The following is a 22,856-nucleotide window of genomic DNA, read 5'->3' on the forward strand; positions in this document are numbered from 1 at the left end:
GACGCATCTTGCCTCCGGCCGTTGGGCCGGCGGCGTGATGGCTTGCCGGTGTCCAGGCGCGCTTTGCCCTCAGAAGCGGATGGACAGTCCGAGGATTGGACCTTGCTGGACCACGTCGAAGATGAAGCCGTCATTGTCGTAGTTGACGCCCAGCGCTCGATAACCGGCAATCGCCGAGATCGTGTCGTTGAAACGGTAGCCGAGGCCAAGGCCGACGTCCCAGTCGACGTCGGCGCCGCCGCCACCGACCAGGCCCCAGCCGGTCAGGTATATTTCCGGGGTGAAGAAGTAGTTGCCGCGCACGCCCACCATGCCGTCGACCCAGGTCTTGCGGTCATCGCGGCTGATACCGTCGAGCGGGCCGCCCTGGAAGGACATGGTGGTGTTGACCGACCAGATCCTGGCGCCGCCGACCACGTCGAGATGCGAGTTCTGATCCTCAAAGACCGTGTAACCGACACCGATGAGGCCGGCGAAGGTCTCCGATTCCACATCGACGGTATCGGTGAAGATGCCACGCGCTTTGCCGTCGCCGGAGAGCTTCGTATAAATCAGGTCGCCAAAGATGCTGAACCGGTCCTTTCGCGCCTCCAGGGTTGCCATGGCGGCGAAGTCGAGATTGCTCCAGATGTCGCTGAAGCTTGAATCGATGTGAACGGTCGGGAGCCCGAATTGCGCTGTGTCGCCGGAGAGACCCGCCATCCAGAAATAGGGCGCGAAGGTGAATTGCCAGCCGCTCTCGGTTTCTTCCACGGGGGCCGCGGGCGCCATCAGCGGCGTGATATCGGCGGCATGAACAGGCAGAAAGGGAACCAGGCTCAGGCAGGCCGCAAGGCCCAGTCGCGTAGAGATACTCATGAAACGCCTCCCGCTTGCGCAGTCCCTGGGAAACGATGCGCGCGTTTTCCGTCCGGTCCTGCTTACTCATAAGAGTTGTGCGTATCGACGGCAGAAGCCGCCGCCTCCAACATGGCCATCTTTATATAAGCGATTCCGAAAACAACCAATTTCCACCGCCAGTGCAATCCTTGGCTGACGAAATGGCCCCTGCTGTTGCGGGCGCCACACAGTCGCGTGGGCTCTGATGAGGCGGATTCTGGCCCGTGGTCCGGGCTGTGGCGGGATCAGCGCGGCTCGGTAGAGAGGGCAGGCACGTTCGATTTCAGCCATTCGAGCACATAGACGCGCAGTGCCGAGGAGAGGTTGCTGTCGGGCGTGCGCTGGTCGTCGATCTCGGCGATCAGCTGGGCAAGCGGCATCGTTCGCTTTGCGGCAATCGTCTTCAGTTCCTGCCAGAAGGCGTCTTCGAGCGAGAAGCTGGTGCGGTGGCCGTGGAGCGTCGCGGAGTGCTTACGGATCATCGCCCGGCCTTAGAGATTGATTCAAGGGATTGGCATATCGAGTCCGGACATCGCCGCAAGTCCTTGCTCCGGAATCGCTTTTGCGGGCTCAGTCCTTGCCGGCGTCGCCTTCGTCTGCGGCAGGGCGCTCGATGCGGCCCTGGTCAAGGCGGGTTTCCGCCTTGTCGTTCAGCGCCTTCGTCAGGGATTTTTCGGCCTTGGTACGGCCGAAGGAGATGCGGTTCTGCTCGGCCTGCTTTTCCTTTTCCGTGCGCTCGCGGCGCTTGCGGAACTGGCGCAGATTGACGACGTCGCCGGTCATGAGCCGCGGCTCCTCGGATCAGTTCTTCTTGCGGAAGGAATCGAGCGAGACGACGGAGCCGCCGCCGTTCTTCGGCTCGGTGGGCTTGTCGTCCTTGGCCGAGGTCTCGGCATTTTCTTCCGGAACGGGGTAGGCGGTGATCTCCGCCGATTCCTGTTCTTCCTCCTCGCCGGCCGCCACGTCGAACTCCAGTTCGAAATTGACCGAGGGGTCGTAGAAGCCGCGGATGGCGTTGAACGGGATGACCAGCCGTTCCGGCGTGTCGGAGAAGGAGAGGCCGATCTCGAAGCCGACGTCCGTGACCTTCAGCTCCCAGAACTGGTGCTGGACGACGATGGTCATCTGTTCGGGATACTTGGCTTTCAGGTGCTGCGAGATGCGCACGCCCGGCGCGCCGGTGAGGAAGGTGATGAAGAAATGGTGTTCGCCCGGCAGGTGGCCGGTCGTCGCGACTTCGGTCAAAACCTTGCGGATGACGCTGCGGAGCGCGTCCTGTGCCAGAATGTCGTAGCGGATGTGGTCCTGGCCCATGAGTGTCCCGTCTTTCCTCGAACTCAATCTTACTTGTCGGCTGCCGGCACGACGTCTTGCCGTCGGCTTTTCATTGCCCGTCTGAAGCAGACGAGTCAATTATTCAAGCATCTATAGACCATTTCGAAGCGGGGGAGAAGGTGAAGGCTTCTGTTGCCAGGTGCCTTCGGACCCCGCCTTACGGTGCTACCCGGAAGGACTTGATTTGAAGTGTCGCACCGCGATTAAGCAGCGAGACGTGCTTCAGCATAGTTGTCGTTTGCAACTATAAGTTTAGCCCGATAACGGTGGTACAATGCCGAGCAAAAAGTCGATCTTTACGCCCTTGTCGATCCTATTTCGCCCCCATCAAAAGCCGATCCCGGAAGATCGGTTTTTGGTGGAGGCGCCGGGTACCGCCCCCGGGTCCAATGGGTTTATTTCATCGCCCGTTTATTGCCATAGCCGCCCGAAGACGGCAGGGTTCATATAGGTCTTTCCGGGGCTCAAGAAAAGGGGGATGTGTCGGATATATGACTTTCTCCCGGACTGGCTCGCGCCGAACTGCCTTGACTTGACCGGCATCCGTGAAAAACTCCCGCTGCTGCCACGCGGCCGGCATTGCCCGGCTGCAATTTCGAAAAGCAAAGCAAGCTGGAGGCCTCATGACGGACTACCTCGCAGATGTGCAGAAATACGACAGCGGCGCCGACGAAGCGATTGTCAACAAGATCGTGCGCCACCTTGGCATTGCGCTTCGCAACCGGGATTCCTCGCTCGTTTCGGCCTCGGATCCGAAGGAGCTCGAGCGGGTCAGGGAGAAATGGTGCGAAAAGAAGCTCGGCATCAGCGGCGCCGATGCGGACAGTGCGATCGACGCCACCGTCAAGGCGATGTCGGCGGACCGGTCGAAATCGCGCGTCACCTTCTATTATCTGGTGGCCAAGAACCTCGGCAAGCTGCAGACCTTGTAGCGCCCCGCCGAATTATCCGGGATAATCGTCCCGTGGTCATTGGTTCGCCGCCGGCTTCGTCCTAAATTTAGGGAGAATACGAATCGGCGGCGCCAGACCATGCAGCAATATCTCGACCTTCTCGACCATGTGATGACCAACGGATCCGACCGGGGCGACCGGACCGGAACGGGCACGCGCTCGGTTTTCGGCCACCAGATGCGCTTCGACCTTTCCGAAGGCTTCCCGGTGCTGACGACCAAGAAGCTGCACCTGCGCTCGATCATCCATGAACTGCTGTGGTTCCTGAAGGGCGATACCAATATCGGCTACCTCAAGGAAAACGGCGTCACCATCTGGGACGAATGGGCCGACGAGAACGGCGACCTCGGCCCGGTCTACGGCTACCAGTGGCGTTCCTGGCCGGCGCCGGACGGACGCCACATCGACCAGATTGCCGGCCTCGTCGAAAGCCTGAAGACCAACCCGAATTCGCGGCGCCACATCGTCTCGGCCTGGAACCCGGCGCTGGTCGACGAGATGGCGCTGCCGCCCTGCCATTGCCTGTTCCAGTTTTACGTCTCCGACGGCAAGCTGTCCTGCCAGCTGTACCAACGCTCGGCCGACATCTTTCTCGGCGTGCCCTTCAACATCGCCTCCTATGCGCTTTTGACGATGATGGTGGCGCAGGTGACGGGCCTGAAGCCGGGCGATTTCGTGCACACGCTCGGCGACGCACACATTTACCACAACCATTTCGAACAGGCCCGGCTGCAGCTCACCCGCACGCCGAAGGCGCTGCCGCGGATGGAAATCAATCCTGACGTGAAAGATCTCTTTTCCTTCCGTTTCGAAGACTTTACGCTCGTCGGCTACGAAGCCGATTCATCGATCAAGGCGCCGATCGCCGTCTGACATATCCTGATGCTGCGGGTGGCCGGTCCGCATTTCTGAATTCTTCTCGATGCCGATGCCGCGCCACCCTTCGGGCGGGGCAGGTGCTTCCGTCGCCCATAGGGCAAGGGCCGGCAATCCAAAGCTGAGGGGCGGCCGGGGAGGGCTGTCGTCCAAGGGAGGTATCGATGCTCACACTCGTCCATGCGCCGCTGTCGCGATCCTCGCGCATCATCTGGCTGCTTGAGGAGCTGGGCGCGGAATACGAGATCCGCTACGTCTCGATCCGCCGCTGGGACGGGTCCGGCGCGCCCGACGACAACAATCCGCATCCGCACAAGCAGGTGCCGGCGCTCATTCATAATGGCGCGGTGATCTGGGAGTCGGCCGCGGTCGTGCAATATCTCACCGACCTTCATCCCAACAGCAGCCTCGGCCGGCCGCCCGGACACAAGGAGCGCGGCGCCTATCTCTCCTGGCTTGCCTATTATGCGGGCGTGATCGAGCCGACGGCGCTCGCCCATATCTCGGGCGCGACCATCAACAACCCGGCGCAGGCACGGCTCTATAGCGAAATGTGCGCCCATGTGATCGACGTGCTCACCCGCCAGACCTATCTGCTCGGCGAAACGATGAGCGCGGCCGACCTGCTTCTAGCAAGCGCGCTGCAGTGGATGCGCAAGTTACTGCCGGAAAGCACGGTCGTCGATCGCTACATCCGCGTCGTGACGGACCGGGCCGCCCATGACCGGGCCAGAGAAATCGACAGCAAACCGAACGGGTTCCATGACTGAAACGAAGACCACTCATCCGAAGATATCGATCGTCGTCGCCGTTGCCGCCAACGGCGTCATCGGCCGCGATGGCGATCTGCCCTGGCGGCTTTCAACCGATCTCAAGCGCTTCAAGGCGCTGACGATCGGCAAGCCCGTGATCATGGGGCGCAAGACCTGGGCGTCGCTCGGGCGCCCGCTTCCCGGCCGCGCCAATATCGTCATCACCCGCAACGCGGATTTTGTCGCGGAAGGGGCAAGTGTCGTGCCGTCGCTCGATGCGGCGATCGCGCTTGCGGGCCGAGAGGCGCAGGCTGCGGGCGTGGACGAGATCTGCGTGATCGGCGGTGGCGAGATCTATCGCCAGTCGATTGCGCTGGCCGATATCCTGCATGTGACCGAGGTTCAGGCGACCGTGGATGGCGATACGCGCTTCCCCGATATCGATCTCGGCGTGTTCGAGAAGGTGTTTGAAGAGGATCTGCCGCAGGGTGAGAAGGACAGCCACGCCATGCATTTCGTCACGTTTAAGCGGCGTGCGACAGCCTGACGCGGCGGATCGTCAACTATTTTGAACCATTTACGGTGAACTCGGGTCTATCGCGTTGAAAGCGGTGCGGGTGATACCTATAACGGTTTCACATCATAAACGACCGTGCGGTGGCGCGGCCGTTTTGCGTGGGAAGTATTCAAAAGAGAGGTTTTGATGCCCTGGAGCAATCAGAATGGCGGCGGCGGTGGCCCATGGGGCGGCGGCGGCGGTGGCGGCAATCAGGGAGGTCCCTGGGGCCAGGGGCCAAACCGGCCTCGTGGCGGCAAGGGCGGCCCGCCGGATCTGGAAGAGATCATCCGCCGTGGCCAGGACCAGCTTAAGAACGTCGTTCCCGGCGGCTTCAATGGTGGCGTCTTCGCCATTATCGGCCTGCTGATCGTCGGTTTTGTCCTGATCAATTCGATCTACACGGTGCAGCCGGACGAGCGCGGCGTCGAGATGCGCTTCGGCAAGCCGAAGGACGAGATCTCGATGCCTGGCCTGCATTATCATTTCTGGCCATTCGAGACCGTCGAATTCGTCAAGATCACCGAGCAGCAGCAGAACATCGGCGGGCGCTCCAGCGGTCAGTCGAATTCCGGCCTGATGCTGACCGGCGACCAGAACATCGTCAACGTCCAGTTCTCGGTGCTTTATTCGGTCACTGATCCGAAGGCTTACCTGTTCAACGTCGAGAACCCGTCCGACACGCTGCAGCAGGTCGCCGAAAGCGCGATGCGCGAAGTCGTCGGCCGCCGTCCGGCGCAGGACATCTTCCGTGACAACCGTCAGGCGATCGCCGCGGACGTGAAGAGCACGATCCAGGCAACGATGGACACCTACGGTACCGGCGTTTCCGTCAACACGGTCGCGATCGAGGACGCCGCACCGCCGCGCGAAGTGGCCGATGCGTTCGACGAAGTGCAGCGCGCCGAACAGGACGAAGACCGCTTCGTCGAAGAAGCCAACCAGTATGCCAACCAGGTGCTCGGCAAGGCACGCGGTCAGGGTGCGCAGATCCGCGAAGAAGCGGCCGCCTACAAGGACCGTGTCGTCAAGGAAGCGCAGGGTGAGGCGCAGCGCTTCATCTCCGTCTACGACGAGTACTCCAAGGCGCCTGACGTGACCCGCAAGCGTCTCTATCTCGAAACCATGCAGGGCGTTCTCGGCAAGTCGAAGAAGGTCATCATCGACGAGAAGAACGGGCAGGGCGTTCTGCCATATCTGCCGCTGAATGAAATCGGTCGTCCGACGACGTCGGGTGCCGCAGCAGTTTCGGGAGCAGGCCAGTGATCAACAATCGTACCTCCGTTATCCTGATCCTGCTCGCCGTCGTCTTCGTCGGCATCTATTCCTCGGTCTTCGTCGTCAACGAGCGCCAGCAGGCGATCGTCGTTCGCTTCGGTCAGATCAAGGACGTCAAGAGCCAGCCGGGCCTCTACTTCAAGCTGCCCTTCGCCTTCATGGATGCCGACCGCGTCCAGTACGTCGAAGACCAGGCGCTGCGCTTCGACCTCGACAACATCCGTGTCCAGGTCTCGGGCGGCAAGTTCTATGAAGTCGACGCCTTCGTCGTCTACAAGATCTCCGATCCCCGTCGCTTCCGCGAAACGGTCTCGGGCGACCGCGATTCCGCGGAATCGCGCCTGCGCACCCGTCTCGACGCATCGCTGCGTCGCGTCTACGGTCTGCGTGGCTTTGAGGCGGCCCTTTCGGACGAGCGCGCATCGATGATGCGTGAAGTTCGCGCCGACCTCAAAGGCGATGCCGAGTCGCTCGGCCTCAACATCGAGGACGTCCGCATCCGTCGTACCGACCTGACGCAGGAAGTTTCGCAGCAGACCTACGACCGCATGAAGGCCGAACGTCTGGCGGAAGCCGAACTGATCCGCGCCCGCGGTAACGAAGAGGGTCAGCGCCGCCGCGCCATCGCCGACCGTCAGGTCGTCGAGATCGTCGCCGACGCCCAGCGCGATTCGGAAATCCTGCGCGGTGAGGGCGAAGCCGAACGGACGAAGACCTTTGCCGACGCCTTTGCGCGCGATCCGAAGTTCTTCGAATTCTACCGTTCGATGACGGCCTATACCCAGTCGATCGGTAGCCCCGACACGACGCTGGTGCTGTCGCCGCATTCCGAATTCTTCCGTTTCTTCAATGACTCGGAAGGCACCGCACCGGCTGCACCTGCGCAGCAGCCGGCCGGAAACTAGGCGGACCATGTCAGATTTTCTGACAGGATTTGCTTTCTTCCTGATCATCGAGGGGCTGGTGTACGCACTGGCCCCTTTGGTTTTGGTGGAAATGGCGAAGCGTTTGCCGTATGTCCCCGAACATCAGCTTCGACTGGCGGGGCTCGTTTGCGTGGCTGCCGGGGTCGGACTTGTATGGTTGCTTCGAGGATAATGCGAAATGCCACATAAACTGCTGATCCGGCTGGTCGATGCCGAATACGCCATCACCCGCCTCAATATCGGTTCCATCATGCCCGAATGGCTGCCGGGGCCAGGCTTCTGGACCGTGTCGAGCTCCCGCGAGGAGATGACGCTGGTCTGCCGGGCCGCCCGCGTGCCTTCCAGCGTCCAGAGTTCGCTCGGCTGGCGCTGCTTCCGTGTCGAGCAGCATTTTGCCTTTGACGTGCCCGGCGTGCTCGCCTCGGTGCTCCGGCCGCTTTCGGACGCCGGTGTCGGCGTCTTTGCCAATTCGACCTTCAGCACCGACTACATCTTCGTTGCCGGCTCCGATCTCGACAAGGCGGTGCAGGCGCTGAAAGACCACGGCCACGAGCTCACCACCTGATCAGTCGCGCCCGGCCTCGACGTAACGGCTTGGCCGGGAACGCCCGTCCTTTCGCACCCTTCTGCGCAAGGATCAGGAAATCGTGTTTGGACCCTTCCGAATTCCGCCTTATCTTCAGAGGAAGGTCGGACGTTGCGGTCTTGTGGCTTGCGTTTGTCAAATCCGCCGCATAAGCCCGGCCGGCGGTTTCGGTCGAGGCGGAATTATGCGAAGAATCAAAGTGCTATGGTGTGCCGGTGTCGCCGCACACAGCCAGAGGAGCTGAAGCGAATTGTCCACGCGATCAAAATCCCGAGTACACTCGCTTGGCGCGTCCCTGGGCGTTCTGGCGCTCGCAGGCGCGCTTGCCTTCAGCAGCACCGCACTCGCGCAGAACACGGCGATCCGCCCGCCGAGCAATGGTCCGGCCTCCGTTGCCGATCTCGCCGCCGGACTGCTGGATGCCGTCGTCAACATCGCGACGTCGCAGAAGGTCAAGAACGACGACGATGCGCCGGCGCCGCAGGTGCCGGAGGGCTCGCCCTACCAGCGCTATTTCGACGAATTCTTCAAGGGCCAGGGCAATCAGGGCGGTAACCGCCAGCGCACGGTCGAATCGCTCGGCTCCGGCTTCGTCATCGATCCCTCCGGCTATATCGTCACCAACAACCACGTGATCGAGGGCGCCGACGATATCGAGATCAACTTCGCCAATGGCAGCAAGCTGAAGGCCACGCTGGTCGGCAAGGATACCCAAACCGACCTCGCCGTCCTGAAGGTCGAACCGAAAGGGCCGTTGAAGGCCGTGCCCTTCGGGGATTCGCGCAAGATGCGCATCGGTGACTGGGTAATGGCGATCGGCAACCCGTTCGGCCTCGGCGGCTCCGTTTCGGTCGGCATCATCTCGGCGCGCGGCCGCAACATCAACGCCGGCCCCTATGACAATTTCATCCAGACGGACGCAGCGATCAACCGCGGCAATTCCGGCGGGCCGTTGTTCAACATGGCCGGCGAAGTGATCGGCATCAACACGGCGATCATCTCGCCGACGGGCGGCTCGATCGGCATCGGCTTCTCCGTGCCGACTGAACTTGCCGCCAATGTGGTGCTGCAGCTCAAGGACTTCGGCGAGACGCGGCGCGGCTGGCTCGGCGTGCGGGTCCAGCCGGTGAACGACGATATCGCCGAGAGCCTGAAGATGGACGCGCCGCGCGGCGCGCTCGTCTCCGGCATCATCGAGGGCGGGCCGATCACGCACGGCGAGATCAAGGCCGGCGACGTCATCGTCAAATTCGATGGCCATGATGTCGGCGAGGTGCGCGACCTGAAACGCGTGGTCGCCGAAAGCCCCGTCGGCAAGGCGGTCGATGTGGTGGTGATCCGCGACGGCAAGGAACAGACAGTCAAGGTGACGCTCGGACGCCTCGAGGATGGCGCGCTTGCAAGTGCTGACGCGGCAACCGGCGACGAGGGGGCGAAGCCCGACAAGCCGGAGGCTGCACCGCTTCCAGCGACCGACGTCGTGCTCGGCATGAAGCTTGCGACGCTCAACGAAGAGGCGCGCAAGAAATACGGCATTGCTGAAGACATCGACGGCGTCGTGATCACCGAAGTGACACCGAATTCGGTCGCGGCAGAGCGGCGCGTGGAGCCGGGCGACGTCATCGTCGAGGTCGGTCAGGAGGCGATGGAGACGCCCGCCGACGTGGTCGATCGGGTCGAGGAGCTGAAATCCAGCGGCCGTCGCCACGCGCAGCTGTTGCTCTCCAACAAGACCGGCGAACTGCGCTTCGTCAGTGTCAGGGTGGAATAGGGCGCGTCGCGCCTTCCCTGATCCTGCGGCATCGGTCGAGGCCGATTGTCTGAGTCTTTTCAGTGGTATCGCCTCTGGGGCTGAGAAGCTGAATCCGCCTCCTCAGGTTTTGATTCAAGGCTGCGGTCCGCTCGAGGGGCCCAGTGCGTTTGTAATGTGTATCAGGCGCAGCCCTCATTTCGCTGCCGGGACCTTCTCGCCGATTGCGGGAAGAAGGGACGTTGCCGCGCCCGCTCGCAGACATGCGCCATGCAACACTCTCTGAGCGATCCCGTGACTTCTCAGATCGTGCCGCAGCAGAGCGTTCGCGGTGGCGTACGTTCCCTCTCCCGTCGGCGGGGAGAGGGCTGGGCTGAGGGGGGCATTCCCGAAGCGGTGAGGTGCCTTTCCTTCAGCAGTCGTTGCTCGCTTGCGTGGGGTGCGGGGACGACTTGCGTGCCGGCTGGAAAGTCATCAGCCTGAGAGCTTCGAACAGAATTTCGATGATCGTATGCATTGCCGCACCTCCTTTCCGATCTCCATTTCACTCCACTTGCCGGCATCCCTCAAACGAGTTTACAGTCGCCTTCAGATAACTTGAGGTTATGCATGAAGCGTGGACGACTGCCCTTGACGGCGTTGCGGAGTTTCGAGGCAGCCGGGCGGCTGGAGAGTTTCACGCTGGCCGCGGCCGAACTCTTCGTTTCGCAGGCGGCGATCAGCCGCCAAGTGCGGGAACTCGAGGAACTGGTTGGCAGGCCGCTGTTCGAGCGGCACCACCGCAGCGTACGCCTGACGGCCGATGGCCGTGCGCTGCTTGCGACGCTGACCTTGGCCTTCGACATGGTGAGCGAAAGTCTCGATGCGCTGTCCGGACGCCGACTGTCGCAGACGCTGAGGGTGAGCGCCGAGCCGTCCTTTGCCGGCTGCTGGCTGGTGCCGCACCTTCAGGAGTTCCAGCGGGAGCACCCGGACATCGATCTGGTGATCGATGCCGATCCGCGACTTGCCGAGTTTCGCAGCGGCGAGGCGGACATCGCCATTCGCCACAGCCTGGCCTCGGAACGCTGGCCGCGGGTCGAGGCGCGACCGCTGGCGCGCGTGCAGATGATCCCGGTGATCGCGCCGGCGCTTGCCACGGCCGGCCGGCCGCTCGACCGGCCGGAGGACCTCTTGCAGCATGCGCTCCTGCACGAGGACAACCGTGCGCTCTGGGAGCAATGGTTCGCAGCCGCGGGCGTGGCTCCGGTCAAGCTGGAGCGCGGCGCGATCTTTGCCGATGGCGCGATGGTGCTGCAGGCGACTGTCAGGGGCAGCGGCGTCGGCCTGATCGACCGTGACCACGCGCTCGACGATCTCGCGGCCGGAAGGCTGATCCAGCCCTTCAACGTCACCGTTCCCTATGGCGCATTCTTTCTGGTGACGCGACGTTTCGAGGCCTTGTCTCAGGCGGCGCGGACTTTTGTCGACTGGGTCGAGCGAAGCTATCCGGGAGCGGGGCGGCAGGCACGGTAAGCGCCGGCGTCTACCACTGGTGTCTCTCCCTCGGCTTGCGGGGAGAAATGTCCGGCAGGGCAGTGAGGGGCACGTTCGAAAGCGGCGGCTTACGTCCCAGCCTTTGAACGGTGCGCGCGCCATTCCTCGGCGCTGATGGCATAGAGCACATGTCGGATCAGGGCCGGCTGGTCGGTTGGGACGCGGGGGTGATCGAAGTCGCGGCTTGGGTCGCGGTGCATGCCGATCCGTTGCATCACGGCCGTCGAGCGGGTGTTGGCGGGAACCGCGAAGGAGACGACCTCGCTCAAGCCCCTGTCCTCGAAGCCATAGCGCAGCAGCGCGCTGGCCGCTTCGGTGACGTAGCCCTTGCCCCAAAAGGGCGTTGCCAGCCGCCAGCCGATCTCGACCGTTCCCTTGGGCAGGTGCGGCTCCAGATCGGTGAGCGCGAGGCCGCAGAAGCCGATCGGTCGGTCGTCGGCCTTGAGCGCCACGGCGAAGAAACCGAAGCCGGTTTCTGCGATACCGCGGCCGACGCGTGCAAAGAGCGCATCGGCCTCTTCGCGGCTGCGGCGGAAGGGAAAGAACTCCATCACCGTGGGGTCGCTGTTGATCGTGAAGAAGAGCGCGCGGTCGCTCTCCTTCCACGTCCGGATGCGAAGCCGCGCGGTCTCGGCAATGATCATCCGGCGAAATCCGTCTTGCGATAGCCCTGCAGATAGAGAAGGGCGGTGAGGTCGCCGTGGTCGATGCGGACCTTCGCCTGCTCGGCAACGACGGGCTTGGCATGCAGCGCCACGCCGGTGCCGGCAAGCTGGATCATGCCGAGATCGTTGGCGCCGTCGCCGACCGCAAGGGCGTCGTCGGTGGAGATGCCGAGGCGGTCGGCGATCTCGATCAGCGAGTCGACCTTGGCCTGCTTGCCGAGGATGGGATCGGCAACTTCGCCGGTGAGGATACCGTCTTCGGCGATCAGCGTGTTGGCGCGGTTCTCGTCAAAGCCCAGCATCTCGGCGATCGGGCCGGTAAAGACGGTGAAGCCGCCGGAGACCAGCGCGGTATAGTGGCCCTTGCTCTTCATCGTCGCGATCAGTTGTTTACCGCCCGGGGTCAGCGTGATGCGCTTGGCGATGACCTCGTCGACGACGCCGAGCGGCAGGCCCTTCAGCAGGGCGACGCGTTCGATCAGTGCCGGCTCGAAGGCGATCTCGCCGTTCATGGCGCGGGCGGTGATCGTTGCCACCTTGTCTTTCAGGCCGACTTCGGCGGCGAGTTCGTCGATGCATTCCTGGCCGATCATGGTCGAATCCATGTCGGCGATGAGCAGCTTCTTGCGGCGGCTCTCGGCCTCCTGCACGGCGACATCGACCGGCGCATCGCCGATCACGCCGCGCAGCAGGGCTTCGGCCGCATCCGGATCGGTGCCGTCGGTCAGCGCGATATCGCAGGCGACGCCATCGGCGAGCCAATAGAGGCCGGATGCCTTGACGGCGTCAGCGGCGGCTTCCGCCAGTGCTGGCGTCAGAACAGGATTTGACGGATTGGCGATAAGCGTGGCAACGAGAGCCATGGACAACAACCTTGATACCGAGAGCGACGCGATCCTGATAACCGGGCCGACCGCCAGCGGCAAGTCTGCGCTTGCCGTCGAATTGGCGCGCCGGCACGGCGGCGTGGTCGTCAATGCCGACAGCATGCAGGTCTATGACACGCTGCGGCTTTTGACGGCGCGGCCGGACGAGGCCGACATGGGTGGCATCGAGCACTGTCTTTACGGCCATGTGCCGGCAGCATCCGCCTATTCCACCGGCGCCTGGGCGCGCGAGGCGCAGGCTCTGGTCGCGCGGCTGAAGGGCGAGGGGCGCTTGCCGGTCTTCGTCGGCGGCACGGGGCTCTATTTCAAGGCGCTGACCGGCGGGCTCTCGGATATGCCCGAAATCCCGGCAGCAATCCGGGAAAGGCTTCGCGAACGGCTGAAGGCGGAAGGGCCGGAGGCGCTTTATCGCGACCTTCAAGCCAGGGATCCGGAAACGGCGGCGACACTGAAGCCCGGCGACGGCCAGCGGATCGTGCGGGCGCTCGAAGTGGTGGAGGCGACCGGCAAGCCGATCCGCTTTTTCCAGCAGCAGACCGGGCCTGTCATCGTCGACCCGAACCGGGCCAAGAAATATGTGGTGCTGCCGGAGCGAAAGCTCCTGCACGATCGCATCAACCAGCGCTTCCAGTTGATGCTTGCCGGCGGTGCAATCGACGAGGTCAAGGCGCTGCTTTCCCTCCAGCTGCCACCGGAAATGCCTGTTATGAAGGCGATCGGCGTCAGCCAGATCGCAGCCCTTCTGAAGGGCGAACTCGACGAGGCCGAGGTGGTCGAGTTGGGCGCTGCGGCCACGCGGCAATATGCCAAGCGGCAGATGACGTGGTTCCGCAACCAGCTTGACGACAGCTGGCAGCGGATCGCCAGCGCCGAGGAGGTGCTTTGACGAGTGCTGCTGGCGCGGATCAGTCGGCGAGGTTCAACTGCCAGGACACGCCGAAGCGGTCGTTGACCCAGCTGAAACGCTGGCTGAAGCCATAATTGCCGAGCGGCATCAACACCGCCCCGCCTTCGGCGAGCATGCCCGAGAGCGTGATGATCTCATCCTCGCTCTGGCATTCGACGAAGAAGGAAAAGGATGGGGTGAAGTCGAAGGCGTGCCTGACCGGGCTGTCGATGCATTTGACCCGCTGCGCGCCGAGCCGGAAGAGCGCCACCTTGACGCTGCCTTCGGGGCCTTGCTCGCCCGGGCCGTAGCGCTCGACCTCCAGCACCTCGGCATTGGGAAACAGCGAGACGTAGAAGGCCATGGCCGCGTCGGCGACGCCATCCTGGAACATCAGGAAAGGGGTGATGCTTGTGACCATGGCGCGCTCCCGTCCTCGTCGGCCGTTCGACAGCCTCTTGAGCGATACTACCCCAAGGTGTCGCCACGACAACGGGTGGCTTGCCCGATTGTTCCACCGTTGCTTCCGACCGTCGTCGTCACGCCAGCAGCGGCCACAGCACCAGTCCGATCCCGATGATGCTGGTCGCAAACAGGGCCGAGCGCAGCACGGGGATGCCGATCGCATAGGCGAGCCAGAAGGCCAGGCGCGCCGAAAGCCAGACGATCGCACCGAGTCCCGTCGTCGCGTCGTTTGCGCCGGTGATTTCGACCGCCAGCAGCGCGGACGCAGCGAAGGGAAAAGTCTCGAGAAAATTTGCCTGCGCGCGTTTCAGCCGGCCGACCAGGGGTGTCGGCGGCGGCATGGCCACCTCGCGCGACGAGAGCGACCAGGCGAGTCCATGCTGGCGGGTCTGGAGTTGCGCCGCGACGAAAACCTGGACGATGCCGAAGACGCAGCCGAGCGCCAGAACGGTCATCTCAACACTCATGGCCGCGCTCCGAAAGCCGTCTCGGACGGCGCCAGTGAGTTCGCCCGGTCGCGCTTTGCCATCGTGCCTTCCTCCCTGCAATGTTTCGCTGGAAGGACGCTAACTCTTTGGTATGATATCGTAAATACGGACAAATAGGATAGTACGGAGGGCCGCCTGCATGACGGAACAAGCCGTGGAACCCGGACGTGGCGTAGGCCCGAAAGTGTCCAGCCTGACCGGGCTCGACATGAGCCATATCCGGCTCTGCCCTGCCATCGCCTTTACCCGGATCGTCGGCGGGCGCTACAAGCTGCACATCCTCTGCGTGCTCGAAGGCGGCACGCATCGCTATGGCGAGATTGGGCGCTCGCTGCTTCGGGGCGGGCTTGGAAAACCGATCACGCCGCGTGTTCTCAGCCGCGAATTGCGGGAGCTGGAGGAGCGCGGCCTGATCAGCCGTCGGGACTATCCGGTGGTGCCGCGCAAGGTGGAGTACAGCCTGACCGACCAGGGCCGAGCGTTGATGCCGATCCTGGCCGAGATCGTCCGCTGGGGCGCGACCGGGGCGCACGAGGAAATCCTCGGGATCTGAGTTTTTCCTGTCCAACCGGCTTCAATGGGGTTGCCGGTCTCCCGCCTTCACGAGCGAGAAGAAGAGGAAGCGCGGCTCGGTCGTGAGGCTCTTATGGGCTTTCGGAAAGAGCGTGCGGGCGCGCGGATCGGGTTCAGGCTCGCTCACCGTCTCGATGGCAAAGCCTGCCGATTTGAACGCGTCGAACATGGCATGCAGCGGGCGGTGCCAGAAGCGCATGTGGATGGTCCTGCCGCCGCGTTCCCAGGTATCGTCGAAGCGATAGGTCTCGAAGTAGTTGTCGTGACCGGAGAGCGGGTGGTCCATGAACGGGTGATGGGTGGAAAGAACCAGCCGGCCGCCCTTCGCCAGAACCCGGTTGAATTCCAAAAGCGGAAGCGACCAGTCCTCCAGATAGTGCATGACGAGCGATGCCACGACGAGATCGAAGGCGCCGTCGTCAAATGGCAGGGGTTCGCTCAGATCGGCCAGCAGTAATCGCGCACCCCCTTCGAGGCGACGCCGGGCGATTTCCAGCAGACCGGCGCTCCGGTCGATGCCCGTCACCGTGGCGCCGCGCTCGATCAGCGCTGCTGCATGCGCGCCGCCGCCGCAGCCGGCGTCGAGCACCCGAAGGCCGGCGACGTCGCCGGCGAGAGACAGGGTCGCCGGCCGCTCGTAATAGGCGTTCCATGCGTTGTTTTCGTTGTCGGCATCATAGTCTGCCGCAAAGGCGTCGTAGTCGTTCTCAGACAAGATTGTTCCTCCGCGGCCCGCCGGAAGGCGCCATTCGGCTGTCGAAGCGATTGAAATGACTATCCTATCGGCCGGTGCCGCGATCGGGCAAGGCCGAATGTGCGGTGCCGCCTGGTCGACCGGTGCCGCAAACTATGGCTTGCGGATGATGCTGCCGAGCGGGCGCTTCAACAGGCTTTCGCGAAGCGAGCCTTGGCGCGGGCGCTCGCCGGACGCGGGGTCCGGGCGGCGTTGGTCGGTCGCGGGCGGCTCGTTCAGGAGCTGCTGGCGGATCTGGTTGAAGCGCTCCAGCTCCGGGTTGACGGGGGCAGGCGCGCGCGGAAGCATGTCCGGACGATAGGGCTCGATTTCGACCTGTGGCTCGCTGAGGCCCTGTTGCGGCTTGGTTTCTGCCGTGGCGCCCAGTTCCGCTTCCCAGCGTTGTTCTTCGCTGGCGGTCTGTGCAGCGATGTAGCTCTGCTGGAAGTTCGAAATATCCGGCCCGTTGATGGCGCGCATCCGGCTGACGATCGCGCGCAGGTCGACAGTCGGCGGATGGTCCTCGTCGATGCGGTCGATGATCCCGTGGGCGCGCGGCAGGCGCTCCTCGGCAATGCGGGAGAACCGCATGCGCATCGGCACGGCGACAGCCTCACCGAACGCGATCGCCTCGCCGTTGCCGATCGAGGAAATGAAGCTGGTGGTCGAGGTCGATGAGTTCGGAATGGCCGAGCGGATGATGTCCTGGTCGCGGTCGTTGGCAAGCCGCATGGCAAAGACCGTCGAGCACTGCGACAGGATCGTCGGATCGAGTTCGCCGGGGCGCTGGGTGATGATGCCGAGCGAGACGCCGTATTTACGGCCCTCCTTGGCGATGCGGGCGATCGCCTGGCGGGTCGGCAGAAAGCCGAGCGACGGATCGGCCGGAACGTAGCGGTGCGCCTCTTCGCAGACGACGAGCATGTGGATGCCGCCATTGCTCCAGAGTCCGATTTCAAACGCCATGCGGCAAAGCACTGAGGCAACAGAGTTGACGACTTCCGAGGGGATGCCGGCCAGCTGGAAGGTGGCGATCGGCCGGCCGTCGCCGGGAATGCGAAACACCCGGGCGATCGTGTCCTGGATGGTGTCGGTGATCGTGTTCGAGGAGAACATGAAATGATAGCGCGGATCGTTGATCGCCGAGACGATCTTGACCTTGAGCGAGCGCAGATGCGGCTTGTCGTTGCGCCCTTCGAGCCGGCCGATGCGCTCGTCGATCAGCGCGAGCAGGTCGGCGATGCGGTAGGGCACCGGCGTGTCGGCGGTGATCGAGCTCTTTTCGGTCTGTCGGCGCACGATGCCGTCGCTGCCACCGCCACGGAAGGCCTTCTTCGCCTCGGGGATGATGTCGCGCAGCATGTCGAGTTCGTCCGGCGGCGCCGGACGGCCGCGGAAGATCACTTCGGCGAACTCGTCAAGCCGGAAGAACCAGAACGGCAGGTCGAGCGTATCGGTGTCGATGACGACGGCAAGGTCGGGGAAGGCGGCGGCGAATTCGTTGTGCGGGTCGAGGATCAGCACGCGCAGCTTCGGATCGGCCGATATCGCCTTGTTGAGCAGCAGCGTGACGGCGGTCGACTTGCCGACGCCGGTCGTGCCGACGATCGCGAAATGCTTGGCGAGCATCGAGGGCACGTGGATCGTGGCGTCGAGGCTCTCGTCCTGGGTCAGCTTGCCGATGATGCAGCTGTCGTTGCGGCCGGAATCGTAGATGCGCGCAAGGTCGGCAGCGCGGATGCGGTGGGCGATGGCGCCGAGATAGGGGTACTGGCTGATGCCGGCGGAAAACTCTTCGCGACCGTCAGGCCCCCTGTGGACCTCGCCCATCAACTCGACTTCGATCCGGAAGGTGTTGTTGGCCTCTTCGCCCCACTCGCTGGAGGCTGTCTGCATCGAATAGACCAGCGCCACCACGCGGTTCCTGCCGACGGAAATGGAGATCAGCCGGCCGACGGACCAGAGTTCGGTCAGCGACGTCTCGCCGCTTTCAGCAATGGCAGCGATCGTGGCGCGCGCGCCGTTGCAGGCAACCACCCGTCCGAGGAAACGGTTGCCAGGCTTCAGGCCATCACGGCGATCCTGCTCTCCGGCACGGATCGAGGAATGAAGTTCATTGTTCAGCAACGCGAGAAACCCCGGCAATACGGCGCTTCATGTTAGCCAAGGGGATTTAATAAGTGGTTTCGCAGCGCTTGCCCCGTGAAGAGGCGCGCACTGCCCCAGCGGATCTCAGCGCTCCGGCCCGTAGTTTCAACGCGCGGCTGCAGGACTTGACGAAAGTCAATGCGGGCTCATGCCGAACGCGGGATAATTACAGTGCGTTCAAGCGACTCGTCTTGCGAACCGGGAGGGCGCTTCGGACTGCGGGTGCTCAAGGGGCTAGGGGGAAACGGCCATGAGCGATGCACTGGATCATTTTCGTCGTACACCCATTCTCTGGCTGATCGTCTTCGTGCCCATCGCCATCGCCGGCGAGCATATCTGGCCGGACGCCCATACGCTGCTCTTCCTGCTGTCGGTGGCGGCGATCGTGCCGCTCGCCGCACTTTTGAGCCAGGCGACAGAGGCGGTCGCGGCCCGCACCGGCGACACGGTGGGCGCACTGCTCAATGCGACGCTCGGCAACCTGACGGAGCTTGTCATTGCGCTGATGGCGCTCGCCGCCGGCCAGTATCTGCTGGTCAAGGCCTCGATCGCCGGTGCGATCGTCACCAACACGCTGTTCATGCTCGGCGGTTCGTTTCTGCTCGGTGGGCTCAAGTTTCACCTGCAGGAGTTCAACCGGGTGAATGCGCGCTTTCTGTCGAGCCTGCTGTTCATGGCGACGATCGCCGTTCTCGTGCCGTCGCTGATCGGGGCTGCCGACGGCCAGCCTCAGGCAGCCTTCACCCAGCAACTGAGCGCGGGTCTCTCCGTCGTACTCATCATAGCCTATGGGCTCTGGATGCTGTTTTCGCTGAAGACCCACAGCGAGCTTTTCGCCTCGGCTGCATCGGAGCATGGCGGCGATGAACCGCATTGGCCGCTTTCGGTGGGTATCGTCGTCCTGCTGGTGGTGACGGTTCTTGTGGCGCTCGTCAGCGAAGTCTTCGTCAGCTCGGTGCAGGTGGCGGCCGAAGAGCTTGGCATGACGCCGGCCTTTGTCGGCTTCGTCGTCGTCGCGCTGGTGGGTGCTGCCGCCGAGATGGCGACGGCTTTCTCCGCGGCGCGCAAGGATCGGCTCGACCTCAGCGTCGGCATTGCGCTCGGCAGCGCCGTGCAGATTGCGCTCTTCGTGGCGCCGCTGCTGGTGCTCCTGAGTTACGTGCTCGGGCCGCAACCGATGGACCTGCAGTTCTGGCCGGGGGCGATCGTGATGATGCTGGTCTCGACCATGGCCGCGACGCTGCTTTCCAACGGCGGGCGGTCTGCCTGGTACATGGGCGTGCTGGCGCTCACCGTCTATGTGATCTTTGGCATGACGCTGTTCCTGCTGCCGCCGCAGGTCCTGCCCTGAGGCCGGCTGAAATCAGCGCCCGCCGGGCGCAATCAGGCTGCGGGCGCAGTCGAGGAGGGTGGCGCTCACCGGCCTCGGTGCAAAGCCAAGCACGCGCCGGGCCTTGTCGGAGGACAGCGCAAACTTGCGACCGAGCAGCGGCGCCAGCGGCTTCAGGTCGGCGCTGAGCGGGGCCAGCAGCCGCACGAGCGCGGTCGGCAGCCGTCGCGTCGGCACCTTGCCGCCATCGACGCCGAGGCCCGACCGCAGCGTGGCGGCGATATCCTCCATCCACTGGAAGTCGCCGGCAGCGAGGAAGCGTTCGCCTGCAGCCTCCGGCGCGGTCATGGCGGTGACGTGCAGGTCGGCGAGATCGCGCACGTCCACCACCCAGAAGCCGAGGCGCGGCAGGAACCGCGGCCGGCCGGCGACGAGGTCGCCGATGATCTTCACCGAGCCGAGATTTTCACTCGAAAGCACCGGGCCGAAGACGGCGCCGGGCAGCACCGTGGCGAATTCCGTTGCCTTGCCGGCCATGAACTTCCAGGCGGCGCGTTCGGCAAGGATCTTGGAGACGCGGTAGTTGTCGAATTGCGGGTCGTCGGGGTCGGCCCAGCGCGTCTCGTCGCTGGTTAGGCCCGAATCCAGCGGCGGCCGGGTGGTGGCTGCCGCCGAAGTCATCACCACACGCCGGATGCCGGCATCGACGGCGGCGGAAAGCACCCGCAGCGTGCCTTCGCGCGCCGGCGTAACATAGGCCGCGCGACCGCTGCCGGAAACGCCGCTGAGCGGCGAGGCGACGTGCAGCACATAGGTGCAGCCCGCCATCGCCTCGGCCCAGCCGTCATCGCTGGTCAGATCGGCTTTCGTGAAGGACAGGCGGTCGGTGGCGTCGCTGACGGCGGCGATGGAGCGCCTGACGGCCTCGGCCTTTGCCATATCGCGCAAGGTCGCGCGAACGTGGTAGCCGCGCTCGAGCAGGGAGACGATGCACCAGCGGGCGACGAAGCCGGTGCCGCCGGTGACGAGAACACATTCATTCATCGGTTTTCATCTTCTTTCGTTGCGTCAGTCGCCGGTCCTGCGCATGGCTGCGAAGGGTTGGCGCCGGCTGATCCGGTAGACGGAGGCGGGCGGGAAGTTTCTGATGGTGCCGCCGACGTGCCGGGCGCGAAGGCCGAGCCGGTCGAGCAGCGGCCGCGGGATCGGGCAGCGCGGACCGTAGGTGAACTGGTAGAGATGGCCCCCCGGCCGCATGTGCAGGAAGATACCGGAGAGGATTGCGATAACCTTGCGGGTGGGCATGGAAAGCAGCGGCAGGCCGCTGACGGCAGCGCCGATGCCCGTCGAAATCTCGGGCCGGCCTTCGGCGAGCCGCGCCGCATCGATCGCAAGTATGGTGGAGGCCGGGAAACGGCCCTTGAGCACGGCGGCGAAGTCCGGTCCGCTTTCGACGAGGACGAGGTCCTGCTCGCGTACGCCGCGCGCGATCAGCGCGCGGGTAAAGACGCCGGTGCCAGGGCCAAGTTCGAGCACCGGGCCATGGCGAGGGTCGATCTCGCGTGTGATCAGCCGGGCAAGCGACCGGGAAGAGGGCGTGACGGAGGCGACACGCAAGGGATCTGACAGCCAGGCGCGGAAGAAATTGAGACTGTCGCTGTAGGCGCAAATGCTTGTCACGTGGGGCTCCGTGGATGAAATGAAGGCTCTGCGGCACGGTGCGTTGCGGCAGTATGTCTACATCCGTATACTTCCGATTCATGCGAATGTCTACATGTGTATACTAAGGGGAAGCCATGTCCGCCAAAAAGCCGTCTGCCGAAAAGCCGTCTGCGGAAAAGGACGGGCGCCGCCGCGACGCGGCCGCCACGCGCGCCGCCATTCTGGAATCCGCACGGGCCGCCTTCATCGCGTCGGGCTATGAGGGCGCCGGCGTGCGCGAAATCGCCGAAGGGGCCGGGGTGACGGCGATGCTGATCAACCGCTATTTCGGGTCGAAGGAGGGGTTGTTTGCCGAAGTGCTTTCGACCGCCAACAGGCGGCCGATCATAGCGACGCCAGAGACGCTTGCGGCACCGGATCGGGCGGCGCGCATCAGCAAGGCGCTGCTCAAGGTGACGGAACCGGAGGCGACCGCGCTCGACGGCTTCTTGATCATGCTGCGTTCGATCTCCAACGAGCGGGCGGTGGTGATCGCGCGTGCGGTGGTGGAAAGCCATCACCAGAAGAACGTGACCGAAGCCCTTTCAGGCGCCGACGCGGCCGAGCGTGCGGCGCTGTTGATGTCACTGGTCGCCGGCGTCCAGATCATGCGCCAGGTGGTGGGACTCGACGCGCTGAGTAAGGATCGCGACGCCGCACTCGAGCGCGTGCTTGGCGATCTGGTCGCGCGACTTGTCGACGAATAGGGGTCGCCTCCGCGTTTCCCTTGGGGATCGCAGGCGTGCGCGGAGGCAGCCTTTGGGCGGTTCTATTTCGGGGCGTTCATATCGAACACGACCCAGCGAAAGAACAGGTAGATCGCGCCGAAACTGAGGAGGAGGGGAGTGAGAAAGGAAAGGTCAAGCATCTCATTGCCTTTGTTTTTAAGCTGCATCATGCAGCCAAGCTAATTTGCCACGGCAAGTGTTAATGCCGGGTGCATGCGCACGCGGCCGACCTCTAATATTGCTCTGGTATTCGGCGCTTGACCTCAACCATGCTTGAGCTCCTACAAACCTCTCCTTGGGCGTTCACCCGAACGCCATCCCCGGCCTGAATCCGGCCCGGGGAGCCAACGATGCGCGACAGGGAGGACGCATGACCGAGCAACTGCTTTTCCGAAACCTGATGAGGATTACGCCCGGCCATCTTGAACCGTTCTGCGAGGCTGTGCGCAGCGCGATCGCCTTCGTCGAAGCACATGCGCCGCAGCTGATGGTGCAGACCTTCATCGACGAGAAAGGAATGCAGGCGGTGAGCATCCAGCTCTACCGCAATTCCGAGGACGTGCTCCGGCACTGGCAGATGTCGGATGCGCATATCAACGACGTCTCCGCCCACTGCACGGTGGAGCGGCTCGAAGTCTATGGCAATCCGAGCGAAGAGGTGGTCGCGGGACTGGCGCCGTTCATCAGCGATGGCCGCGGCTCCATCATGCCGCCGCTTGTCGGGTTCTTGCGGTTCTAGCGACAGGGGCCACGACGCGCCGGAGAGCCGGCGCGTCGTGCGCAGATCAGCCTGACGGCGCCGTTGCGGCTCGCTGCCGCGAGGCC

Annotated in this window: 27 protein-coding genes and 1 other RNA gene; 15 read left to right on the forward strand and 13 right to left on the reverse strand. The window is 63.8% G+C overall.

The genetic code is table 11. The features are described from left to right. Positions 1-69: 69 nt before the first annotated feature. The 5 genes from L981_RS22710 to ssrA form a co-directional block, all read right to left on the reverse strand. Entirely contained in the window at positions 70-858 is a 789-nt protein-coding gene (locus L981_RS22710) for a hypothetical protein (RefSeq protein WP_156134195.1), read from the reverse strand. Between the two features lie 266 nt (positions 859-1,124). Beyond that, entirely contained in the window at positions 1,125-1,361 is a 237-nt protein-coding gene (locus L981_RS22715) for a ribbon-helix-helix domain-containing protein (RefSeq protein ID WP_043621473.1), read from the reverse strand. 88 nt (positions 1,362-1,449) lie between these two features. Then, on the reverse strand, positions 1,450-1,662 hold the full coding sequence (locus L981_RS22720) for a DUF4169 family protein (RefSeq protein ID WP_043621476.1): 213 nt from the start codon (positions 1,660-1,662) through the stop codon (positions 1,450-1,452). A gap of 18 nt (positions 1,663-1,680) precedes the next feature. Beyond that, on the reverse strand, positions 1,681-2,193 hold the full coding sequence (locus L981_RS22725) for an SspB family protein (RefSeq protein WP_043621479.1): 513 nt from the start codon (positions 2,191-2,193) through the stop codon (positions 1,681-1,683). Between the two features lie 139 nt (positions 2,194-2,332). Next, positions 2,333-2,691, reverse strand: a transfer-messenger RNA (tmRNA) gene (gene ssrA / locus L981_RS33980). Positions 2,692-2,837: 146 nt separating this feature from the next. On the opposite strand from ssrA, the gene L981_RS22730 reads away from it, so the two are divergent. From L981_RS22730 to L981_RS22775, 10 genes are all read left to right on the forward strand, one after another. Beyond that, positions 2,838-3,146, forward strand: coding sequence for a DUF2853 family protein (locus L981_RS22730; RefSeq protein WP_043621481.1), 309 nt, complete (start codon positions 2,838-2,840; stop codon positions 3,144-3,146). Positions 3,147-3,245: 99 nt separating this feature from the next. Beyond that, positions 3,246-4,040 (forward strand): thymidylate synthase, encoded by a 795-nt coding sequence (locus L981_RS22735; protein WP_043621484.1) that lies wholly within the window; start codon positions 3,246-3,248, stop codon positions 4,038-4,040. A gap of 167 nt (positions 4,041-4,207) precedes the next feature. Then, a complete protein-coding gene (locus L981_RS22740) occupies positions 4,208-4,813 on the forward strand; it encodes a glutathione S-transferase (RefSeq protein WP_043621487.1) in 606 nt (201 codons plus the stop codon). Continuing rightward, positions 4,806-5,342 carry a dihydrofolate reductase gene (locus L981_RS22745; protein WP_043621490.1) on the forward strand — a complete coding sequence of 179 codons (537 nt, stop codon included), beginning with the start codon at positions 4,806-4,808 and terminating at the stop codon, positions 5,340-5,342. Before L981_RS22740 ends, L981_RS22745 begins: the two co-directional genes overlap by 8 nt. A gap of 156 nt (positions 5,343-5,498) precedes the next feature. Beyond that, on the forward strand, positions 5,499-6,617 hold the full coding sequence (gene hflK / locus L981_RS22750) for an FtsH protease activity modulator HflK (protein WP_034792611.1): 1,119 nt from the start codon (positions 5,499-5,501) through the stop codon (positions 6,615-6,617). After that, positions 6,614-7,534, forward strand: coding sequence for a protease modulator HflC (gene hflC / locus L981_RS22755; RefSeq protein WP_043621493.1), 921 nt, complete (start codon positions 6,614-6,616; stop codon positions 7,532-7,534). The genes hflK and hflC overlap by 4 nt, the downstream gene beginning before the upstream one ends. Positions 7,535-7,541: 7 nt before the next feature. Then, on the forward strand, positions 7,542-7,727 hold the full coding sequence (locus tag L981_RS22760; RefSeq protein ID WP_034792618.1) for a DUF2065 domain-containing protein: 186 nt from the start codon (positions 7,542-7,544) through the stop codon (positions 7,725-7,727). Between the two features lie 6 nt (positions 7,728-7,733). Next, entirely contained in the window at positions 7,734-8,120 is a 387-nt protein-coding gene (locus L981_RS22765) for an ACT domain-containing protein (RefSeq protein WP_043621496.1), read from the forward strand. 271 nt (positions 8,121-8,391) lie between these two features. Further along, positions 8,392-9,912, forward strand: coding sequence for a DegQ family serine endoprotease (locus L981_RS22770; protein WP_082006127.1), 1,521 nt, complete (start codon positions 8,392-8,394; stop codon positions 9,910-9,912). A gap of 588 nt (positions 9,913-10,500) precedes the next feature. Then, the gene (locus tag L981_RS22775) at positions 10,501-11,406 is read left to right on the forward strand and encodes a LysR substrate-binding domain-containing protein (protein ID WP_043621497.1); all 906 of its coding nucleotides are present in this window, start codon (positions 10,501-10,503) and stop codon (positions 11,404-11,406) included. An 89-nt stretch (positions 11,407-11,495) separates the two neighbouring features. Here the strand turns inward: L981_RS22775 and L981_RS22780 are convergent, their stop codons facing one another. Both L981_RS22780 and serB read right to left on the reverse strand, forming a co-directional pair. Then, positions 11,496-12,071, reverse strand: coding sequence for a GNAT family N-acetyltransferase (locus tag L981_RS22780; RefSeq protein ID WP_043621499.1), 576 nt, complete (start codon positions 12,069-12,071; stop codon positions 11,496-11,498). Beyond that, positions 12,068-12,955: a phosphoserine phosphatase SerB gene (gene serB / locus L981_RS22785; protein WP_043621501.1), complete on the reverse strand. Its 888-nt coding sequence runs from the start codon at positions 12,953-12,955 to the stop codon at positions 12,068-12,070. The genes L981_RS22780 and serB overlap by 4 nt, the downstream gene beginning before the upstream one ends. Here serB and miaA point away from each other — a divergent pair. Further along, entirely contained in the window at positions 12,954-13,865 is a 912-nt protein-coding gene (gene miaA, locus L981_RS22790; protein WP_043621505.1) for a tRNA (adenosine(37)-N6)-dimethylallyltransferase MiaA, read from the forward strand. The genes serB and miaA overlap by 2 nt on opposite strands. Positions 13,866-13,884: 19 nt before the next feature. Here the strand turns inward: miaA and L981_RS22795 are convergent, their stop codons facing one another. Further along, positions 13,885-14,286, reverse strand: coding sequence for a VOC family protein (locus L981_RS22795; RefSeq protein WP_043621508.1), 402 nt, complete (start codon positions 14,284-14,286; stop codon positions 13,885-13,887). Positions 14,287-14,404: 118 nt separating this feature from the next. Beyond that, entirely contained in the window at positions 14,405-14,797 is a 393-nt protein-coding gene (locus L981_RS22800; protein ID WP_043621511.1) for an MAPEG family protein, read from the reverse strand. Between the two features lie 160 nt (positions 14,798-14,957). Between L981_RS22800 and L981_RS22805 the strand changes: the two genes are divergently transcribed. Beyond that, positions 14,958-15,371 (forward strand): helix-turn-helix domain-containing protein, encoded by a 414-nt coding sequence (locus tag L981_RS22805; RefSeq protein WP_245281695.1) that lies wholly within the window; start codon positions 14,958-14,960, stop codon positions 15,369-15,371. A 21-nt stretch (positions 15,372-15,392) separates the two neighbouring features. Here L981_RS22805 and L981_RS22810 read toward each other — a convergent pair whose 3' ends face one another. Together L981_RS22810 and L981_RS22815 are read right to left on the reverse strand one after the other, a co-directional pair. Next, positions 15,393-16,106 (reverse strand): class I SAM-dependent methyltransferase, encoded by a 714-nt coding sequence (locus L981_RS22810; protein WP_043621515.1) that lies wholly within the window; start codon positions 16,104-16,106, stop codon positions 15,393-15,395. Between the two features lie 132 nt (positions 16,107-16,238). After that, entirely contained in the window at positions 16,239-18,251 is a 2,013-nt protein-coding gene (locus tag L981_RS22815; protein ID WP_043621542.1) for an ATP-binding protein, read from the reverse strand. 271 nt (positions 18,252-18,522) lie between these two features. On the opposite strand from L981_RS22815, the gene cax reads away from it, so the two are divergent. Then, positions 18,523-19,623, forward strand: a complete 1,101-nt coding sequence (gene cax / locus L981_RS22820) for a calcium/proton exchanger (RefSeq protein ID WP_043621518.1) — start codon at positions 18,523-18,525, stop codon at positions 19,621-19,623. A gap of 12 nt (positions 19,624-19,635) precedes the next feature. Here the strand turns inward: cax and L981_RS22825 are convergent, their stop codons facing one another. After that, entirely contained in the window at positions 19,636-20,646 is a 1,011-nt protein-coding gene (locus tag L981_RS22825; RefSeq protein ID WP_043621521.1) for an NAD-dependent epimerase/dehydratase family protein, read from the reverse strand. A 24-nt stretch (positions 20,647-20,670) separates the two neighbouring features. After that, on the reverse strand, positions 20,671-21,282 hold the full coding sequence (locus L981_RS22830; RefSeq protein WP_043621524.1) for a class I SAM-dependent methyltransferase: 612 nt from the start codon (positions 21,280-21,282) through the stop codon (positions 20,671-20,673). A gap of 116 nt (positions 21,283-21,398) precedes the next feature. On the opposite strand from L981_RS22830, the gene L981_RS35835 reads away from it, so the two are divergent. Together L981_RS35835 and L981_RS22840 are read left to right on the forward strand one after the other, a co-directional pair. Then, entirely contained in the window at positions 21,399-22,010 is a 612-nt protein-coding gene (locus L981_RS35835; RefSeq protein ID WP_082006128.1) for a TetR/AcrR family transcriptional regulator, read from the forward strand. Positions 22,011-22,401: 391 nt separating this feature from the next. Next, the gene (locus L981_RS22840) at positions 22,402-22,770 is read left to right on the forward strand and encodes a hypothetical protein (RefSeq protein WP_043621527.1); all 369 of its coding nucleotides are present in this window, start codon (positions 22,402-22,404) and stop codon (positions 22,768-22,770) included. Positions 22,771-22,856: the final 86 nt, after the last annotated feature.

The organism is Ensifer sp. ZNC0028, assembly GCF_000799055.1.
In the GTDB taxonomy this organism is placed as follows: domain Bacteria; phylum Pseudomonadota; class Alphaproteobacteria; order Rhizobiales; family Rhizobiaceae; genus Ensifer.

Bases quoted from the DNA above. Each gene is read 5' to 3' on its own strand.
- serB (WP_043621501.1), bottom strand. From the start codon at position 12,955: ATGGCTCTCGTTGCCACGCTTATCGCCAATCCGTCAAATCCTGTTCTG.
- L981_RS22715 (WP_043621473.1), bottom strand. From the start codon at position 1,361: ATGATCCGTAAGCACTCCGCGACGCTCCACGGCCACCGCACCAGCTTC.
- L981_RS22730 (WP_043621481.1), top strand. From the start codon at position 2,838: ATGACGGACTACCTCGCAGATGTGCAGAAATACGACAGCGGCGCCGAC.
- L981_RS22840 (WP_043621527.1), top strand. From the start codon at position 22,402: ATGACCGAGCAACTGCTTTTCCGAAACCTGATGAGGATTACGCCCGGC.
- L981_RS22765 (WP_043621496.1), top strand. From the start codon at position 7,734: ATGCCACATAAACTGCTGATCCGGCTGGTCGATGCCGAATACGCCATC.
- L981_RS22805 (WP_245281695.1), top strand. From the start codon at position 14,958: ATGACGGAACAAGCCGTGGAACCCGGACGTGGCGTAGGCCCGAAAGTG.
- L981_RS22745 (WP_043621490.1), top strand. From the start codon at position 4,806: ATGACTGAAACGAAGACCACTCATCCGAAGATATCGATCGTCGTCGCC.
- L981_RS22795 (WP_043621508.1), bottom strand. From the start codon at position 14,286: ATGGTCACAAGCATCACCCCTTTCCTGATGTTCCAGGATGGCGTCGCC.
- L981_RS22725 (WP_043621479.1), bottom strand. From the start codon at position 2,193: ATGGGCCAGGACCACATCCGCTACGACATTCTGGCACAGGACGCGCTC.
- L981_RS22720 (WP_043621476.1), bottom strand. From the start codon at position 1,662: ATGACCGGCGACGTCGTCAATCTGCGCCAGTTCCGCAAGCGCCGCGAG.
- L981_RS22775 (WP_043621497.1), top strand. From the start codon at position 10,501: ATGAAGCGTGGACGACTGCCCTTGACGGCGTTGCGGAGTTTCGAGGCA.
- L981_RS22780 (WP_043621499.1), bottom strand. From the start codon at position 12,071: ATGATCATTGCCGAGACCGCGCGGCTTCGCATCCGGACGTGGAAGGAG.
- L981_RS22800 (WP_043621511.1), bottom strand. From the start codon at position 14,797: ATGAGTGTTGAGATGACCGTTCTGGCGCTCGGCTGCGTCTTCGGCATC.
- cax (WP_043621518.1), top strand. From the start codon at position 18,523: ATGAGCGATGCACTGGATCATTTTCGTCGTACACCCATTCTCTGGCTG.
- L981_RS22760 (WP_034792618.1), top strand. From the start codon at position 7,542: ATGTCAGATTTTCTGACAGGATTTGCTTTCTTCCTGATCATCGAGGGG.
- L981_RS22825 (WP_043621521.1), bottom strand. From the start codon at position 20,646: ATGAATGAATGTGTTCTCGTCACCGGCGGCACCGGCTTCGTCGCCCGC.
- L981_RS22710 (WP_156134195.1), bottom strand. From the start codon at position 858: ATGAGTATCTCTACGCGACTGGGCCTTGCGGCCTGCCTGAGCCTGGTT.
- L981_RS22740 (WP_043621487.1), top strand. From the start codon at position 4,208: ATGCTCACACTCGTCCATGCGCCGCTGTCGCGATCCTCGCGCATCATC.
- L981_RS35835 (WP_082006128.1), top strand. From the start codon at position 21,399: ATGTCCGCCAAAAAGCCGTCTGCCGAAAAGCCGTCTGCGGAAAAGGAC.
- L981_RS22735 (WP_043621484.1), top strand. From the start codon at position 3,246: ATGCAGCAATATCTCGACCTTCTCGACCATGTGATGACCAACGGATCC.
- miaA (WP_043621505.1), top strand. From the start codon at position 12,954: ATGGACAACAACCTTGATACCGAGAGCGACGCGATCCTGATAACCGGG.
- hflK (WP_034792611.1), top strand. From the start codon at position 5,499: ATGCCCTGGAGCAATCAGAATGGCGGCGGCGGTGGCCCATGGGGCGGC.